Origin of the sequence: Paenibacillus endophyticus (genome assembly GCF_014192395.1) — a bacterium.
Taxonomy (GTDB): domain Bacteria; phylum Bacillota; class Bacilli; order Paenibacillales; family Paenibacillaceae; genus Pristimantibacillus; species Pristimantibacillus endophyticus.
This window is the reverse complement of record NZ_JACHXW010000011.1, coordinates 158201-175112: the sequence shown is the minus strand read 5'-3', so window position 1 is coordinate 175112 and position 16912 is coordinate 158201. Positions and strand designations below refer to the sequence as shown.

General features: G+C 52.2%; 14 protein-coding genes and 1 riboswitch. Of the genes, 11 read left to right on the top strand and 3 right to left on the bottom strand.

Going from position 1 to position 16912, the window contains the following annotated elements; all coding sequences use genetic code 11:
* The 10 genes from FHS16_RS18535 (at position 1) to FHS16_RS18490 (ending at position 12264) form a co-directional block, all read left to right on the top strand.
* On the top strand, positions 1–1317 hold the full coding sequence (locus FHS16_RS18535) for a 6-phospho-beta-glucosidase (RefSeq protein ID WP_183565822.1): 1317 nt from the start codon (positions 1–3) through the stop codon (positions 1315–1317).
* A gap of 248 nt (positions 1318–1565) precedes the next feature.
* A complete protein-coding gene (locus FHS16_RS18530) occupies positions 1566–2600 on the top strand; it encodes an ABC transporter substrate-binding protein (protein WP_183565819.1) in 1035 nt (344 codons plus the stop codon).
* A gap of 8 nt (positions 2601–2608) precedes the next feature.
* Positions 2609–4660, top strand: coding sequence for an iron ABC transporter permease (locus tag FHS16_RS18525; RefSeq protein WP_183565816.1), 2052 nt, complete (start codon positions 2609–2611; stop codon positions 4658–4660).
* 109 nt (positions 4661–4769) lie between these two features.
* Positions 4770–4870: riboswitch (purine riboswitch) on the top strand.
* A gap of 121 nt (positions 4871–4991) precedes the next feature.
* A complete protein-coding gene (locus FHS16_RS18520; protein WP_183565813.1) occupies positions 4992–6377 on the top strand; it encodes an NCS2 family permease in 1386 nt (461 codons plus the stop codon).
* A gap of 305 nt (positions 6378–6682) precedes the next feature.
* Complete coding sequence (locus tag FHS16_RS18515) at positions 6683–7444, top strand: 5-oxoprolinase subunit PxpA (RefSeq protein WP_183565810.1); 762 nt, start codon at positions 6683–6685, stop codon at positions 7442–7444.
* A 2-nt stretch (positions 7445–7446) separates the two neighbouring features.
* Positions 7447–8202: a 5-oxoprolinase subunit PxpB gene (gene pxpB, locus FHS16_RS18510; protein WP_183565807.1), complete on the top strand. Its 756-nt coding sequence runs from the start codon at positions 7447–7449 to the stop codon at positions 8200–8202.
* Positions 8199–9212, top strand: coding sequence for a 5-oxoprolinase subunit C family protein (locus FHS16_RS18505; protein ID WP_183565804.1), 1014 nt, complete (start codon positions 8199–8201; stop codon positions 9210–9212). The genes pxpB and FHS16_RS18505 overlap by 4 nt, the downstream gene beginning before the upstream one ends.
* Before the next feature lie 164 nt (positions 9213–9376).
* Positions 9377–10138: a DeoR/GlpR family DNA-binding transcription regulator gene (locus FHS16_RS18500; RefSeq protein WP_312890968.1), complete on the top strand. Its 762-nt coding sequence runs from the start codon at positions 9377–9379 to the stop codon at positions 10136–10138.
* A 163-nt stretch (positions 10139–10301) separates the two neighbouring features.
* Positions 10302–11153 (top strand): EamA family transporter, encoded by an 852-nt coding sequence (locus tag FHS16_RS18495; RefSeq protein WP_183565798.1) that lies wholly within the window; start codon positions 10302–10304, stop codon positions 11151–11153.
* 148 nt (positions 11154–11301) lie between these two features.
* Positions 11302–12264 (top strand): metallophosphoesterase family protein, encoded by a 963-nt coding sequence (locus FHS16_RS18490; protein ID WP_183565795.1) that lies wholly within the window; start codon positions 11302–11304, stop codon positions 12262–12264.
* Between the two features lie 88 nt (positions 12265–12352).
* Here the strand turns inward: FHS16_RS18490 and FHS16_RS18485 are convergent, their stop codons facing one another.
* From FHS16_RS18485 to FHS16_RS18475, 3 genes are all read right to left on the bottom strand, one after another.
* Positions 12353–13276 carry a proline dehydrogenase family protein gene (locus tag FHS16_RS18485; protein ID WP_183565792.1) on the bottom strand — a complete coding sequence of 308 codons (924 nt, stop codon included), beginning with the start codon at positions 13274–13276 and terminating at the stop codon, positions 12353–12355.
* Positions 13277–13376: 100 nt separating this feature from the next.
* A complete protein-coding gene (locus FHS16_RS18480; protein ID WP_183565789.1) occupies positions 13377–14453 on the bottom strand; it encodes a phosphodiester glycosidase family protein in 1077 nt (358 codons plus the stop codon).
* Positions 14450–14881 (bottom strand): hypothetical protein, encoded by a 432-nt coding sequence (locus tag FHS16_RS18475; protein ID WP_183565786.1) that lies wholly within the window; start codon positions 14879–14881, stop codon positions 14450–14452. The genes FHS16_RS18480 and FHS16_RS18475 overlap by 4 nt, the downstream gene beginning before the upstream one ends.
* A gap of 265 nt (positions 14882–15146) precedes the next feature.
* On the opposite strand from FHS16_RS18475, the gene FHS16_RS18470 reads away from it, so the two are divergent.
* Positions 15147–16904: a stalk domain-containing protein gene (locus FHS16_RS18470; protein WP_183565783.1), complete on the top strand. Its 1758-nt coding sequence runs from the start codon at positions 15147–15149 to the stop codon at positions 16902–16904.
* The last annotated feature ends 8 nt before the right edge of the window (positions 16905–16912 follow it).

Genomic DNA, 16912 nt, shown 5'->3' with positions numbered 1-16912 from the left:
ATGTCGAAAAAACACTTAAAGGTCGCCGTTATTGGAGGCGGTTCTTCATATACGCCGGAAATCGTTGAAGGCTTCATCAAGAAATACGACGAGATGCCGATTCGCGAGCTGTGGCTCGTGGATATCGAGGAAGGTCGCCATAAGCTGGCGATAGTCGGCGAGCTTGCGAAGCGGATGGTGGAAAAAGCAGGCGTGCCGATTGAAGTGAAGCTTACTCTCAATCGCCGCGAAGCGATTGCAGGCGCTGATTTCGTCACGACGCAAATGCGCGTAGGGCTGCTTGAGGCAAGGAGGCGCGATGAGCATATCCCGATTTCCCATGGGGTCATCGGACAAGAAACGACGGGTCCTGGCGGGATGTTCAAGGCGCTGCGTACGGTACCGGTCATCCTTGATATTTGCAAGGATATTGAGGAGCTGGCGCCTGATGCATGGATGCTGAACTTCACGAATCCCGCGGGTATCGTGACGGAAGCCGTTCAGAAGCACAGCAAGGTCAAAACGGTTGGCCTGTGCAACTCGCCGATTAACTTTCAGAAGTTTCTAGCGAAGGAATATGGCGTAAGCGAAAGCGATGTACTGCCTGAGTTTGTCGGCATTAACCATCTGCACTGGGTTACGGCAGCGTACGTGAATGGCGAGGATAAGCTGCAGGAGATGATCGGCGGCGGCAAGGATTATTCCGCTACAAACGTGACGAAGTTTGACTGGGATGCGGATTTCCTGCGATCGCTGGGCGCTTTGCCAACGTATTACCTGCGTTATTTCTATATGACGGATGCCATGCTTGCCGATATGAAGGAATCGTTTGCCAAGAATGGCACGCGGGCGGAAGTCGTGAGCCGCGTAGAAACCGAACTGTTCGAGCTCTATAAAGATGTTAATCTGAATGAGAAACCGAAGCAGCTTGAGCAGCGCGGCGGTGCGTATTACTCGGAGGCAGCTGTAAATCTCATGCACTCGTTGTACACGGACAAGCGTGATATCCAAACGCTGAATGTGAGAAACGGAAACATCATCGGCTTTCTGCCGGAGGATGCAAGCATCGAGGTCAACTGCGTCGTGACGGCACAGGGTCCTATTCCGCTGCCGTTGCAGCGTGTCCCTGAGCAGATCAAAGGGCTGATGCATGCCGTGAAAACGTATGAATCGCTTACGATCGAGGCTGCTGTTAGCGGAGATCGGGGCCTAGCTCTTCAAGCGCTTGTGCATCATCCGCTCGTTCCGAGCGTCGCGGTTGCCAAGCTGCTGCTTGAAGAGATGCTGGAAGCGAACAAAGACTATTTGCCGAATTTTTTCAAAAACGAAACATTGTAAAGCCTTCTGCGTGGTAGTAGGCGAGGAGGACGGGAGCTTAGCTTCCGTCTTTTTTTGGCGTTCATTCCCATACAAAAGCGGCGACGGAATGAATACAAAAACATGCAATTATTTACATTGACATCTACCGCTATCAATTATATGATAACAAAGGTTCATGAACATGATAATCATTATCACTTTATCGAAAACGATTATCAGTCCAAATGCATAGGCAAAGGGTTTACAAAAATAGGGGGTAAAAGAAAATGAACAAACGTTTGATGAGCTTGATTATGGTAATCGTCGTTATGCTGGTGGCGGCAGGCTGCGGCGCGAACAATGCGGCTAACAACAAGGCTGCTAACGAAGCAGGAAACGAAACGAACAGCAACGCAGCTGCAACGAATGCAGCAAATATGGAAGCAACGGGTCCTATCGTTGTTAAGGATGCAAAAGGCGAAGTAACGCTCGAGAAGCCTGCACAAAAGGTTGTTGTGCTTGAGTGGACGTTCACAGAGGATATTATCGCGCTTGGCATGCAGCCAGTCGGCAATGCGGACAACGAAGGCTATAAGACATGGGTAACGGGAGAAGCTCCGCTTGATGCAGGCGTGACTGACGTTGGTTTCCGCCACGAGCCGAACCTAGAGGCAATCGCAGCATTGAAGCCTGACCTGATCATTGCGAACACAGACAGCCATGAAGCGATCTACGAACAGCTGAAAGGCATTGCGCCAACGGTTATTTTCAGCCTATATCCGGTTGAAGGCCAAGGCGATCAATATACAGAAATGATTAGCATGTTCAAATCCATTGCAGCGGCAGTTGGCAAAACGGCAGAAGGCGACAAAGTGCTTGCCGATCTGGAGCAGCATTATGCAGATGCAAAAACGAAGCTGGAAGCGGCTGGAAAAGAAGGCCTGAACTACGTGCTTACACAAGCGTTCAGCTACCAGAATGCGGCAACCATGCGTCTGTTCATGGATAACTCCCTAGCTGTTCAAACGCTAGACCGTATTGGTCTTAAAAACGATTGGAAACCAGAGCAATTCGAGCTTTACGGCTTTACTACTTCGACAGTAGAAGCACTCCCGGCCGTACAAGATACGAACCTTATCTACATTGTTCAAAAAGATGATGATATTTTCTCAGGTGCGCTGAAAGACAACTCGGTTTATAACGGCCTTAACTTTGTGAAGGAAAAACGCACATATGCCCTAGACAGCACTACATGGGTATTCGGCGGTCCGATTTCCTCCAAGGTTATCGTTGACCAAGTCGTAAATACATTAACGAAATGAGCGAGCTCATGACGAACCGTAAAAACGAAGCCCCACAAGGTATGATTGGGCGAATAATCGTAGTATTCGGGGGCGGCCTTGCCGCCCTTTTCGTTCTGTTTATTCTTAGTCTTTGCTTTGGCGAAGCCCAAATACCGGCGTCAACCGTATTTGACGGCCTTCTGCATAGACAGGATATCATGGAGCATAACCTGCTATGGGATATTCGGATGCCGCGCACCGTAATCGGAATTCTTGCCGGAGCTGCGCTTGCGGCAGCTGGGGCATTGCTGCAAACGATCACGAAAAACCCGCTTGCAGCTTCCGACACGCTCGGGATTAATGCCGGAGCCTATTTTATGGTTGTGCTCGGAATGGTCGCTTTTCCTGCCCTGCAGCATGAGGCTCCTTTTCTATTGGCTGCGGTAGGAGGCTTCCTTGCGGCACTGGCTGCCTATTTCCTTGGCGGAGGCAGGGGAGCAACGCCGGTAAGGCTTGCGCTGTCAGGTATGATCGTTTCGATGGTGCTTGGCGCGTTTACGTCGGCTATTCATATTTTTAAGGAGACGGAAACGCAGTCGCTGTTCCTATGGGGTGGGGGTACGCTCATACAGCTGGATTGGAGCGGCGTTGAGTACGCTTGGCCGTTCGTGGCGGTACTGCTTGCGATCTCGATATTCGCTGGGCGCCAATTCGATGCGCTCGAGCTGGATGAATCGACTGCCCGGTCTTTAGGCCAGAAAGTGGGCTTAACCCGCGCTGGAGGTCTGGCTCTTGCCGTATTTATGGCGGCGATCGTGGTCAGCGTTGTAGGCCCGATCGGATTCGTCGGGCTTGTGGCTCCCCATTTGGTCCGACTCTCCGGCATTCGCAAGCATCGCTTGCTCATTCCGGCGAGCGCGCTGTGGGGCGCGCTGCTCATAACGGCTGCAGATATACTGGCCCGCATGGTGCGCAGCAGCCTCGGCGAGATGCCTGTAGGCGCGGTCATGGCGATCATCGGTTCGCCTTGGCTCATTTGGCTCGTGCTGACTAAGATGAAGAACATTTCCGCGGGCTCTGGACAGTCGTCGATGAGTATCGGAGGCGCTCCGCTGCGTTTGCGTTTCGTGCCGACTGTTATCTCGATGACGGTATTGCTTGCCGTGGTTATACTCGTTAGCTTATCGCTTGGCGGAACACGGATTCCGATTATGGAATTGCTTAGAAGCATTGTAGGGGCTGGCGATGATTCGTACTCCGTGCTTATGAACCTGCGGTTGCCGCGGACTTTAGTTGCGGCAGGCGGCGGCATTGCGCTTGCGATTGGCGGCGTGCTCATTCAGAGCGCGGTTCGCAATCCGCTTGCTGACGCTTCTATTATTGGCGTTACCTCAGGTGCAGGGTTTGGCGCTTTGGTCGTGCTGGTTGCATGGCCTACGCTGCCAATCTTCGCGCTGCCGATCGCAGCGATCGCGGGAGGGGTTATCTCGGCGGCGTTTGTGTTTTTCTTGGCTTGGCGCAAATCGCTTAATCCGTCCGTTCTCATTCTGCTCGGCATCGCGGTATCCGCTATCGGCTCTGCAGGTATACAAGCGATGATCGTAAAGGCAAGCCTTTGGAGCAGCACGGCATTCGTATGGATAACCGGGACGACTTATGGCCGCGGTTGGAACCAGTTTAACAGCATTTTTATTTTCCTTCTTATTCTCGTGCCGGCCGCTTATTATTTGGGCAAGAAATTCGATTTGCTCGCCTTTGGCGATGATAGCTCGACAGGCTTCGGATTGCCGGTAAAGGGTACTCGTCTGTGGGCGATGATCATCGGCGTATTGCTAGCCGCGGGTGCTGTAGCGAGCGTAGGGACGATAGGGTTCCTTGGTCTCATGGCGCCTCATGCGGTGCGGATGATGGTAGGCCACCACACAAGGCGCTCGATTATTTTATCGGGGCTGCTTGGCGGCTTGCTGCTTGTGCTGGCAGATACCCTTGGAAGAACAGTAATGGCGCCGAAGGAGATTCCGTCCGGACTCATCATTATGCTCATTGGAGCGCCATATTTTATGTTCCTCATGTATCGTTCGCTCATTAAGAAAAGATAAGCAGCAGGAAAAGGTTGCTAAAAACGAATGATGAAGATATTTATTGGCATTAATGTTCGTAAAAGTTGTTGACAAAGTGGACATATTCTCTTTAAAATTGAAAACGGAAAACAACAACAGCATATTTTTTCGTATAATCTCAAGAATCGGCTTGAGAGTCTCTACTCGGTCACCGTAAATGATCAGGCTACGAAAATGGCGGAAAAGCTCGCGGCGGTCCAGCGGGTATACTTTTCCCCTTTTTGCAGAGCCTAGGAGAATGCGTTTACTTGCATTTTTTTCTAGGCTTCTTTGTTTGTTCCACCACATTTTTGGGAGGTTTGTAATCAAAATGGAACGTTTCTTTCGCTTAAAGGAACACGGAACAAATGTCAGAACAGAGATTATGGCGGGGCTGACGACTTTCATGACGATGGCATACATATTGGCCGTCAATCCAATCATACTTACGCCGGCAGGCCTTGACTGGACAGCTGTATTTCTAGCTACGGCGCTTGCGGCAGGTATTTTCACCATTGCAATGGGCTTGTTCGTGAACTTCCCGGTTGCGCTTGCGCCAGGGATGGGACTCAATGCGTATTTTGCTTCCGTTGTGATCGCCTCGGCATCCACGGATACGCCGATCTCACCGGCAATGGGCCTGACAGCCGTCTTCATTTCCGGTATTATTTTTATCATTCTGACGCTGACACAAATTCGCCAGATGCTTATAACGGCCGTTCCCGACAGCCTTAAGCATGCGATTACGGTCGGTATCGGCTTGTTCATCACCATTATCGGCTTGAAGAACAGCGGTATCATGACGATCGCAGTGTCAAGCTTCACAGACATCAAGGCAGGCGTATTCACGCCCGTTGGCGGCTCCGAAACCGTTATCCAGCTGGGCAGCTTCCATAATGAAACAGTCGTACTGACAGTTATTGCGCTGCTACTGATCGGCGTGCTGATGGTGCTTCGCGTACCGGGAGCCATTCTGTTCGGAATTCTCGGCACAACCTTGATTGCGATTCTGATCGGTCACGTTGATGTGAAAGCAGCATTCAGCGGTCAGACGTGGGTGCCTGATTTCTCCAAAATGAACTTCTGGCATTTCGACTTTGCAGGCGTGTTCGAGGTTGGACTCGTTACCGTTATCCTAACGTTTACGTTCGTCGAGATGTTCGATACGTTCGGAACGCTGGTTGGTACGGCCAACCGCGCAGGCTACATGAAGGATGCGGAAAAAGGCAAGAAGCGCGTCGGTAAAGCGATGTTTGTTGATGCGATCGGCGTCAGCGGCGGCGCGGTGCTTGGCACGAGCACGGTTACAGCATTCGTAGAGAGCTCCGCAGGCATTGCGCAGGGCGGACGTACGGGCCTAACGGCTGTTACGACAGGCATTTGCTTCTTGCTTGCGATCTTCCTGTCTCCGATTGTAGCGCTCGTTCCGGGCGCGGCAACGGCTGCGGCGCTTATTATTGTAGGCGTGCTGATGATGCAATCCGTTAAGGACATTGATTTCTCGGACATGGTGTATGCCATTCCTTCGTTCCTTACCCTTGCGTTCATGCCGCTTACGTACAACATTGCGAACGGCATTTCGTTTGGTATCGTATCGTACGTGCTGCTTGCATCGGTAGCGAATGCGACCGGCAAAGGCAAGTATAAGGTCCACTGGCTTATGTGGGTGCTGGCGGTGCTCATTATCGGCCGTTATGTGTTTATGGGCGGAGAATAGTTTTATTGGCAGAGAAGCAGCGCTGGACCGGCGCTGCTTCTTTTTGCATTTTGGCCGGATTGCTGAGTTGATAAATGGGGATAGATCGAAGCTGGCGTTTAGTTCATTTAAGCAGACAAATGCTGAAGCTGGGGTTTGGTTCATTTAAGTAGACAAATGCTGAAGCTGCTGTTGAGAATTAAATAAGCAGTCATATGCTTATAGTCGGCGTTGTGAAGGAGGAAGCGGCCTAATGCCCGCTGCCGCCGGATATTTGCTATAATTTGCGGTAAAGAACATGCATCAGCCGAAAGGAAGGTAACCTCATGAAGCGAATTGACCTGAATTGCGATATGGGAGAGGACTTTGGCGTGTACCGAAACAGCTTGGACAGCGAGCTGATGAAATATATTACATCTGCCAACATTGCCTGCGGCTTTCATGCGGGGGACGCCGCGACGATTCGCCGCACGGTGAAGCTCGCGCTTGCGAACGGCGTAGCGATCGGCGCGCATCCGGGATTGCCCGATTTGTCCGGGTTCGGCAGGCGTGCGATGGCGATAACGCCGGAGGAAGCTTACGAGATGACGGTGTATCAGCTGGGCGCCGTTCAGGCGTTTGCGCAATCGGAGGGCGGCGGGCTCGCGCATGTGAAGCCGCATGGCGCGCTTTATAATATGGCGGCAAAGGACAGAAGGCTGGCGGATGCGATAGCCGAGGCCGTATACAGGGTCAACCCGGGTCTCCTGCTGTTCGGCTTGGCGGGCAGTGCGCTTATTCACGCAGGCCATGCGATTGGCTTGCGCACGGTGAATGAAGTGTTCGCGGACCGCGCCTATGAGTCGGATGGGACGCTTGCGCCTCGCGGGTCGGACGGTGCAGTCATTGCGGATGCAGCTCTCGCTGCAGAGCAAGCGATCGGTATGGTCAAGTTTGGCGAGGTGCGGACTCGCCAGAGAGGCAGCATCCCCGTGCAGGCGGATACGGTGTGCGTGCATGGGGATACGCCTGGTGCGCTGCAGCAAGTTAGGCAGCTTCGCGAAGCGCTTGCGGCAGAAGGCATCGCAGTGAGGAAGGCGGGAGAATAGAGATGGAGAAGCAGAAGCAGGCAAAGGCGTGGTCCCTTGAGCTGCTGCCGCTTGGAGACGCAGCGCTTCTTATGCGCGTTGGCAGTGCAATAAGCATAGAGACTCGGCGGCGAGTGCAGATGCTTGCTGCAGCAGTTGAGGCGCAGCCATTTACAGGGTATAGAGAATGCGTGCCTTCTTTTGCCGCGGTAGCTGTTCATTATGACCCGCTGCTCGTTAGGAGGAGCCGCTCAGGAGCTGAGCTGGCGCATGAAACGGTTTTTGAAACGGTTAGTGCAAGGATGCGGGCGTATCTCGAGCAGGAATTGCCGAACGAAGCAGCGCAATCGGCAAGAACCATTGAAATTCCGGTCTGCTATGGCGGCGAATACGGGCCAGATCTTGCTTTTGTGGCCAAGCATAATGGCATTACAGAGCAAGAGGTCGTGGCGATTCATTCAGATGCGGCTTACCTGGTGTATATGCTCGGCTTTGCGCCAGGCTTCCCTTATCTGGGCGGCATGTCGGAGCGGATAGCGGCCCCAAGGCGCCAAACGCCAAGAACGAGCATTCCGCAGGGAAGCGTTGGCATCGCGGGCAAGCAGACAGGCGTGTACTCGGTATCTACGCCAGGTGGCTGGCAACTGATTGGCAGAACGCCGCTTGCCCTATTTCGGCCGCAGGAGCCGATTCCAAGCTTGCTCAGGCCGGGCGATTCGGTGCGATTCAAGCCGATAGCCAGCGAAGAATACATGTCTTACCTAGAAGGTGAACGATGAGCTTATCGATTCTTCGTCCAGGGCTCCTTACAACCGTTCAGGATCTTGGTCGGCATGGCTATCAGAAGTACGGTGTTTTGACTGGCGGTGCCATGGATACGGGGGCGGCGCGCGCAGCCAATCTATTAGTGGGCAATGAGGAGCATGAAGCGGTGCTGGAGCTTACGCTCCACGGGGCAGAGCTGCTTGCCGAAAAAGAGATGCTGCTTGCCATTTGCGGCGCGGATATGTCGGTAACGGCTGACGGGGACAGCTTGCCGCTATGGCGTCCCGTCCTCGTTCGCTCCGGTGTCGTCATCAAGTTCGGAGCATGCCTATCGGGCTGCCGATCCTACCTTGCTGTGGCTGGAGGAATCGATGTCCCTAATGTAATGGGCAGCAGAAGCACTTATCTGCGCGGGGGAATCGGCGGTTTCGAGGGCAGGGCGCTTAAGTCAGGCGATGTGCTGAATACGAAACCTGCTGGATTACTGTCCGAGCGAATGAAATCGCAGTTAAGCGGCGATAGAGCTGAATCCATCGCTGCGCCTCTCTGGCATGCGAGTCATTTTGCAATAGCGGCTAGCTTGGCGGACCCAATCATTCGCGCTATGCCGGGCTCTCATTTTGGGCGATTCACGGAAGGCAGCCAGCAGGCCTTGTTTGGCCAGACGTATCAAATCGCATTGCAGTCCGACCGCATGGGATACAGGCTTGAAGGCGCTCAGAAGCTTGCGCTCACTGCGCCGCAGGAGCTCTTGTCGGAGGCAGTCGCAAACGGTACCGTCCAGCTCCCTGAAGGCGGCAATCCCATCGTGCTATTGGCTGATAGGCAGACGACAGGCGGTTACCCGCGCATCGCGCAGGTCGCCTCGGTCGATATTCCGGTATTCGCTCAGCTGAAGCCTGGCGACCGCTTCCGCTTTGAAGCCATCACGCAGCAGGAAGCAGAGCGGCTATATCTGTACAGCGAGCGCGACATGAGAATGCTGAAAGCAGCAATATCGTTAAAAGTCAACGCAGCTAACTAACTCGGCAAAATTTCCGCTTTGCTTCGAGCTTTGGCTTCTGTATGCAAGCTTCAGGCTAACGATGGTATCTATCGGTTAAGCTCTCCTGGTCGATTTATGGTAGACTACTAATCAGTAGCATAGAAGATCGGAAGTTCTGGCATAAGGAGTGTGGGCAATTGTTTGTGCAGCAGCGGCATCAAATTATTATCCAAAAAATAAATGCGGATAAATCCATTCGCGCATCTGAGCTTATGGAAACGTTCGGCGTATCGTTCGAAACGATACGGCGGGATCTGGAGCATTTGGAGAATGCCGGATATTTGCAGAGGGTCCACGGCGGCGCGATTCTGAAGGAGCTGGATTACAGCACCGAAATTCCATTGCCGATTCGCGAGTCCATCTACTTGACGGAGAAGACGGAATTATCGCAGCTGGCTGTGCGATATGTAACGGAAGGGATGTCCATTGCACTTGACGTCAGCACCACGAACACGCAGATTGCGAAGGCACTCAAGGCAAAATTCGATAAACTGACGATCATTACGAATTCGCTTCCGATCGTGAATGAATTAATCGATATGCCGGGTTATACGCTGGTAATGATCGGAGGCGTGATCCGTCAAGAGGAACAGAGCATTATCGGTGATCTGGCTGAGGAATTCGCATCGCGCTTCCACGCAGACCTTTTTTTTATGAGCATGAGCGGAGTTACGTTGGAAGACGGCATAACCGACAACGCGATTGGCGAGGTGCAGGTGAAAAAAATCATGCAAGCGAAAGCGAAGCGCACAATTGCCCTTGCCGACAGCAGCAAATTTGATCAGGTTTCCCTGCTTAAGGTGTGCGGCTGCGGAGAGGTTGAACGGTTCGTGACGGATTCGAAGATCGACCTGGGCATTGTAGCGAAATACAAACAGAGCGGTATTGAGATCGTTTATGAGTAGGATAGAATAAGCAGAAGGGACTTCGATGTCCGCAAGATTCTTGGGCAATAGCCGAGAGTCTTTTTTTATTTGACAGATGTGTATTTTATATTAAGTTATTGTAAATGTGTGTGTTTGTGTGTTATTGTGTTGGAAAAGGAGAATTAGAGGAGTTGTTGCTTTATTGTTCGTTATCTCTCTTAGTCTTGTGTTGTGTTCGGGCCTAGCTCATGCCGTTTGGAACATGCTGGCGAAGCAAAGCACGGATAAAGCGGTTTTCTTATGGGTGATCTACATGCCCGCGACCCTTCTCTTGCTTCCGGTACTAATAAAAGAATTAGCTAGCTTGTCCTTAGCGCTGCCGTTTTGGCTGTTAATCGGCGCGTCGCTTATGATGCAGAGCATCTATTCGCTGCTGCTTGCCTACACGTATAACGCCGGCGACTTATCGCAGGTGTATCCTGTCATGCGTGGTACGCCAACCCTGCTTATTCCGGCGTTTGGGGTTATCCTGTTTGACGAAGCCTTGCCTTTATGGGGCTGGGTCGGTCTCTGCTTTATGCTGGCCGGGTTCGTCATCATGCTCGGCAGATCCGCGGGCAAGGGACGAATTGCCGTCCTTAAGCCGATGCTGCTGGCTGTAAGCGTCGGGCTATGCATCACCGCGTATACGCTTATCGACAAGGCGAATTTGCAGCATCTCTCACCGCTGGCGCTGCTGGAAGTGACGAACATCGGGTTCATGCTTGGGCTGACGCCTGCGGTTGTTCGTTCCGGGCGTCTGAGACAGGTTATCCGTACACATTCGAATCGGATATGGATAGGCGCTATTTTGTCGCCGGGCTCGTATTTGCTGTTTTTGCTTGCTGCGAGAAATGCCAATGTTTCGACTGTCGCGCCTATGAGGGAGGTCGGCATCGTATTCGGCACGCTGCTTGGCCTTTTCGTGTTGAAGGAGTCGCAAGGAATACGAAGAATTACGGCATCGGTCGCCGTTGTGATGGGTATCGTCATGATTGCAGCTTCCGGACATTGAAGCATTATGATTGCAGCTTCCAGACATTGAAGCACTGAAGTATTATGATTGCAACTTCCAGACATTGAAGCACTGAAGTATTATGATTGCAACTTCCAGAATTAAAGCATGGTGTTCAGCTATTTATTGGAGGGGGAGTAGGATAAGGATGGCGAACGATAGAGAGCTTCGTTTTCGCGAAGACGGCACTTTTACCATCGTCCAATTTACGGATATTCATTGGCAGGACGGGGGGGAGCTGGATCTGCAGTCGAAAGCAGCGATGGAGCTTGTGCTTGATGCTGAACAACCGGATTTCGTTATGTTTACGGGGGATGTCATTTATACGGGCAAGCAATCGGACGGCTCATGCTCCTGCGACGATCCGAGACAAGCGTTACGGGATGCGGTCGCCGCTGTAGAGCAGCGCTGCGTGCCATGGGGGATCGTATTCGGCAATCACGATACGGAGAACGACATTACCCGCGAGGAGCTGATGGACGAGGTGCTGAAGCATGCGCATGCTTTCGCCGAGCCTGGACCGCTGGATATCCATGGTACGGGCAACTACGTGCTTCCTGTCCTTGGAGCAGATCATGACCAGGCGGCTGCCTTGCTCTATTGCCTCGACTCCGGCGCATATTCCAGTCTACCCCGCGTTCCCGGCTACGATTGGATTCAGCATGATCAAGTACAGTGGTACTTGGAGATGTCCCGGAAATGGAAAGCTCGGATGCAGGACGGTGTATTGCCGAGCATCGCTTTTTTTCATATTCCGCTTCCGGAATATAAAGAAGCATGGGATAAGGAAATATGCTATGGCAACAAATACGAAGAGGTTTGCGCCGCACAGACGCAGGCAGGTTTCTTTTCGGCCCTGCTGGTGCAAGGCGATGTAACGGCAACCTTCTGCGGACATGACCATACGAACGATTATTGGGGCGAGATTTACGGGATCCGCCTTTATTACGGACGGGCAACCGGGTACAATACCTATGGCAAGGAAGGTTTTCCGCGCGGCGCCCGCGTGATTCGCTTAACCGAGAACGAGAGAAACGTGGATTCGTGGCTGCGCCTATCTGACGGCACGTCTGTCCGCGATCAACCGGAGCACCGTCCATTGAACGGCTGAGATGCAAGGAACAGCCGATCCTGCTGTCCCTGCAAGAAAAAAGGAATGACAGAAAAAGCTGAAGCCCGCGAAGGCTTCAGCTTTTCGTTTAGAACATATGTTTAAGCACCAGCATGAGGTTGGCGGGCTTCTCCGCAAGACGGCGGGTGAAGTAGGGATACCACATGCTGCCGTACGGAACGTAGCAGCGAACCCGATAGCCTTCCTTGGCAAGCTGAGCCTGCTCATTCATTCGGAGACCATAAAGCATTTGGAATTCAAACGCGGTTTTGGGAATCCGGCGCGAGCGTGCATAAGCTTTTGCCCAGCTGATGATTTCATCGTCATGCGAGGCAATGGCGGTGTAGGCGCGTCTGTCCAAATGCTGCTTGATCATGCTTTTGAAGCTATCCATGACTTCGGCTTTGGTCTGAAAAGCAACCTCAGCACTCTCTTTGTAAGCGCCTTTGACAAGGCGAAGGCTAATTCGCGCTTGCAGCAATTCCCTGACATCCTTCTCCGTTCGGAACAAATAAGCCTGCAGCACCGTTCCTGCGTTCGTGAGTCCTTCGGCATGAAGCCGCTTGACGATATCGATGGTGGACTGGGTATACGGCGTGTTCTCCATGTCGATGCGAACAAAGTTGCGGTGGCGCCGCGCATGCTTCACGACTTCCCGGATATTGGCGTAACAGGCCGCTGGATCCAGCGCGAGTCCCATTTGGGTCGGTTTCAACGATACATTGGAGCTTGCTTTCCGTTCAGCAATGCCCTCGATGAGCGTCAAATATTGCGTTTTGTAGGCTTCCGCCTCGCTAATATCGCGTACGCCTTCCCCAAGATGGTCAAGCGTTGCCATAATACCGAGCTTGCCTAGCTTCTCAATCTCATCCAAAGCTTCGCTTAAGGTTTCACCTGCAATAAACCGGCTGGCAAGCTTCTTTCCGAAGCTGGTAGCAGAAAGCTTCTCTACTAGAGGCATGCCTGTGACCGTCAATAATGATTTGCGATACCATGTCGATCCGATACCCATCCGTGCTGCTCCTTTCCGAAAAACGTTAGTAGGAGTCTGAATCGGGAAGCTCGGTATTAGTATATTCAGAAATCATCATCGAAGCGCCAGGCTAGCCTAATTATTTGAAAAATAGAAAATGCGTCGGCAGCTTGCGAAGCTGTCCGTCCGATGGCTTGTTGATGACGCGGCCGTTAAAAATAAGAGAGGAAGAGCCGCCGCCATCCAAGTTATAGCCGTCCACGGCTCCATAGCGCTGCAGCAAGAGCTGCATTTCGCTAAGCGTAGCGCCCGAGCTTCCTGCTTCGTTGTAGCCGTCTGCTACGATAAACAACAGTTGATCATCCTTATAATTGGCCACCACGGTCCGCGGCGCACGCTTCGGGCTTGTTTGCCATTTCGCGGGAATCGTCTGCGGGGCTCCGTTTCGCATCAGGACGGGCACAAAGGATGCCCCGAATCTTGGGTTTTTGGAATCCAGCTGCTCCTTGCTTGCGAACTTCCCGCCGATCAGCTCATTCTGATCATTAAGGCCGACGAAAAACAAATCCGCATGTGGCGGCTCGAAGCCGGTCGCATAGCTTCCATCTACAATGGTTGTGCTCAGCGGATAGCGTTTGCCGCGTCCATCCGCGAAGCCGCCGGCATTCACGCCAGCGATGGCGCCATGCCGGTTGACGGCAGCAAGCGTGGACTCTGCTTGTCCAAGCTCGTCGCCGCCGAGCGTCATGGTCATTGCATCCTTGCTCTTCAGCTTTACCTTCAATGCATAAGCTGTGAAGTTTTCTGCTTTTATGTAGAAGAGCTGAGCCCTCAGCTTCTCAGATTCGATCGTAGCGGCGGCGTTGCCAAGCCGTCTGGTCACGTTGCGGTCGTAAATTACAAGCGGCCTCATGGCCTGAGAAGAAGCGACTGTTGCGATTTGAGCCATGTCGGCATTCGTCTGCTTGTACAGCTTCAGCTGCCTTTGGATGGATTCCCTCGTTTGGGAAGCGGTTTGCTGAGCGAGGTCCAGGCCTGCTGCAGCATGGGTAATATCGGCTGCGGCTAGCCTCGTTTGCTCCGTTAAAGGCTTTGGAAATGCGTCCGTAGACAGCTGAATGACGATATCGGATAAGAGCAGCCAGATCATAATGCCTAGGAATGGAGCGCAAGCAAGCAGGGCGGTGCGATTCAAAGCTTTGACGGTCAGATTCATTTGAGCACGTCCAAGCTTTTCTTCAGCTCGTTCAGCTGCTTTTTAACCTCATTCAGCTGCGTGTACAGCTTGTTGCTGTTATCCGTCTTTGAGGCTGCATTATCCTTCGTGAAGGTAAGCAGCTCATTCAGCGCATCGACCTTCGCTTTCAGCTCGCCGAGGTCTGCCGTATAGTCGGTTTCGAGCTGCAGCATGCGAGCCTCGTAGGTTTGCTGCATGGCAGCGATCTGACTGGCTGTTTGCCGTTCAAGATCGGCAGATAACGTCTGTTGAATGCGCTCGGTATACCATTTCGCCCCTAATATGCCGGAGCATATAATAATGACCCATATGCACACGAAGAGGAAAAACGTACGGTTTCCTCTTTTTCGGCGTGTCTTTTTGTCGGTTTGGCTGGCAGTGCGTTGTTCCAAAATCAAATCACTCATTCTATTCATTCACCTCTCTTGATAGTCACTTGCACGAAAGATCGGATGAACGAACTGCAAGCTTGGGGTACATTCATTTAGACAGCAATTGCCGCTAAATAGTTGCGAATGTCATCTTATTGTAACAAAGAGAAACGCGGCTGTCCCCTTAAAGGAGTGGAAAATAAATGTAAATTTCAATGTGCAGCGGAACATTCTTGCCACTATGCGCGTCTAACCGTAAGGGATGCAGCAGTCGACGCTGTAAATTTGGAAGGAGAACAGGATGAGCAACTTGAATTGGATGAAACGAATGGCCAAGCGGATTGTAGTAGCCAGCTTGCTGGTTTCGCTTGTAGGGACAGGATTTGGTGCGAAGGAAGAGGCGCAAGCTGCAGAACGCCAGCCGATTAAAGTGGTGTTCGTGCACGGCTCGAAGCAGATGAGTTTGAACGGCAAGACGCAGCAAATGGCTACACCGCTGCCGGTAGTAAAAGGAGTCACGATGATTCCAGTCCGTACGATTGCCACTTCAGTAGGAGCAAGCGTATATAACGATAGCAAGGGAACTCATATCGATACCTATTTCAACAAAGTTACTTTAAATAACAAAATGCGCGGCTCGGTCCGCAACGGCAGCTATGTGCTGCTGCCTACTGCTGCCATGCAAATTAATGGCACGATGCACGTTCCTTTGTCGGCGGTGAAGCTGCTCTGGAATGCGAGCTATGTATTTAATGCGCAGCTCAAACAAATTAGCATTACAATCCAGCCGGAGCCTAATGTTGCGCCGGTAGCGAAGTTCAATGCGCCGCTTCAAGTGAAGCTGGGCGAGAACATTGAGTACGAGGATCTCAGTTATGATCCAGACGGCAAAATCATCAAAACGAATTGGACTGGCCGCAAAAGCACGTATTTCGAGCCTGGAGTATACAGCGTAACTTTAAGCGTCTACGATAATGAAGGACTCGGCAGCGAGACCGTATCGCAGGATATTTACGTATCCGATGAAGTGATGTACACGCCTTATGAATATTACATGCGCTACGGTAACCCCGGAGATAAATTCGTCCTCGACGGGAAGCTGATGAATACGTTCAAAGAAGTGGATACGATTGAATCAAAGAGCGGCCGGACGTTATACATGTCCAATGCTCCTGAGCGGTTCTTCGGAGAAGGACTGCTGTATGAGGATACGCTGGCCGATCCGAGCCGGTTGTTCCTTCATCATCGGAACGGCTCTACGGAGCGGTTGAAGCTTGCTGTTGTCGTCACGAACAAAGGGACGGAGAGCGTTAAGCTGACCGTCGGCAATCGCGGATTGGCTGGACCAAGCGTAAGCGCGCTCCAGTTCGGTTCCGCAGCGGTAAGCAGATACTTCGCTGCATCGCAGCCGCGCGAGATGATTATTGAGCCAGGCATGTCAATCAACCTCATGCCGGAAATGGAGAAAATCATCATGAATCCGGATGAAGGCTTCTCTGGCCTCATCGACGTTGATATGGACGGCGAATTAACCTTCTCCACAATGGCATTGCAGGAATACACCGATGCCGTTAGCGCGGTATTCACGCTTCCTGAGCTTGAGAAGGTTGGGAATCGCGGCAAGTTCTTCGATACGGATCAATATATTGAAGTGAATGAAAAGGTCGGCGTTACCGAAAGCAAGCTTCGTCTAGGCCAACGCGGCCCGGCGATGGCAGGCGTGGATGCGCTGACTGGCGGCATGACGATCAATGGCGGCGAGTACGGTGCCGTAACGACGATCAAGCTCAAGGATGTCGCATATGGAACAAGGATCATTCTGAATCCGCGTGCCGGCGTTTTCCAAGGCGCGGTTACGGTGAACGGCAAAGTCGTTTCTGTTCCGTCCGGCGGACATGTGAAGGTCGGAGAGGGAGCACTCCTTTATACGCAGTTGAAGCCTGATGGAGCTGCTGGACAACAGAAGGCGCCAGAGGTAACGATTCAATATACATCGCCAGGAGCAAGCTCCTTGCCGGTATTATTCGTATTTCTTCCAGCATCTGATTTCGCAAATTAATGATTTGG

Excerpts from the sequence above, each read along its gene's own strand:
- FHS16_RS18535 (WP_183565822.1), top strand. The coding sequence starts at position 1 with ATGTCGAAAAAACACTTAAAGGTCGCCGTTATTGGAGGCGGTTCTTCA.
- FHS16_RS18530 (WP_183565819.1), top strand. The coding sequence starts at position 1,566 with ATGAACAAACGTTTGATGAGCTTGATTATGGTAATCGTCGTTATGCTG.
- FHS16_RS18525 (WP_183565816.1), top strand. The coding sequence starts at position 2,609 with ATGACGAACCGTAAAAACGAAGCCCCACAAGGTATGATTGGGCGAATA.
- FHS16_RS18520 (WP_183565813.1), top strand. The coding sequence starts at position 4,992 with ATGGAACGTTTCTTTCGCTTAAAGGAACACGGAACAAATGTCAGAACA.
- FHS16_RS18515 (WP_183565810.1), top strand. The coding sequence starts at position 6,683 with ATGAAGCGAATTGACCTGAATTGCGATATGGGAGAGGACTTTGGCGTG.
- pxpB (WP_183565807.1), top strand. The coding sequence starts at position 7,447 with ATGGAGAAGCAGAAGCAGGCAAAGGCGTGGTCCCTTGAGCTGCTGCCG.
- FHS16_RS18505 (WP_183565804.1), top strand. The coding sequence starts at position 8,199 with ATGAGCTTATCGATTCTTCGTCCAGGGCTCCTTACAACCGTTCAGGAT.
- FHS16_RS18490 (WP_183565795.1), top strand. The coding sequence starts at position 11,302 with ATGGCGAACGATAGAGAGCTTCGTTTTCGCGAAGACGGCACTTTTACC.
- FHS16_RS18485 (WP_183565792.1), bottom strand. The coding sequence starts at position 13,276 with ATGGGTATCGGATCGACATGGTATCGCAAATCATTATTGACGGTCACA.
- FHS16_RS18480 (WP_183565789.1), bottom strand. The coding sequence starts at position 14,453 with ATGAATCTGACCGTCAAAGCTTTGAATCGCACCGCCCTGCTTGCTTGC.
- FHS16_RS18475 (WP_183565786.1), bottom strand. The coding sequence starts at position 14,881 with ATGAGTGATTTGATTTTGGAACAACGCACTGCCAGCCAAACCGACAAA.
- FHS16_RS18470 (WP_183565783.1), top strand. The coding sequence starts at position 15,147 with ATGAGCAACTTGAATTGGATGAAACGAATGGCCAAGCGGATTGTAGTA.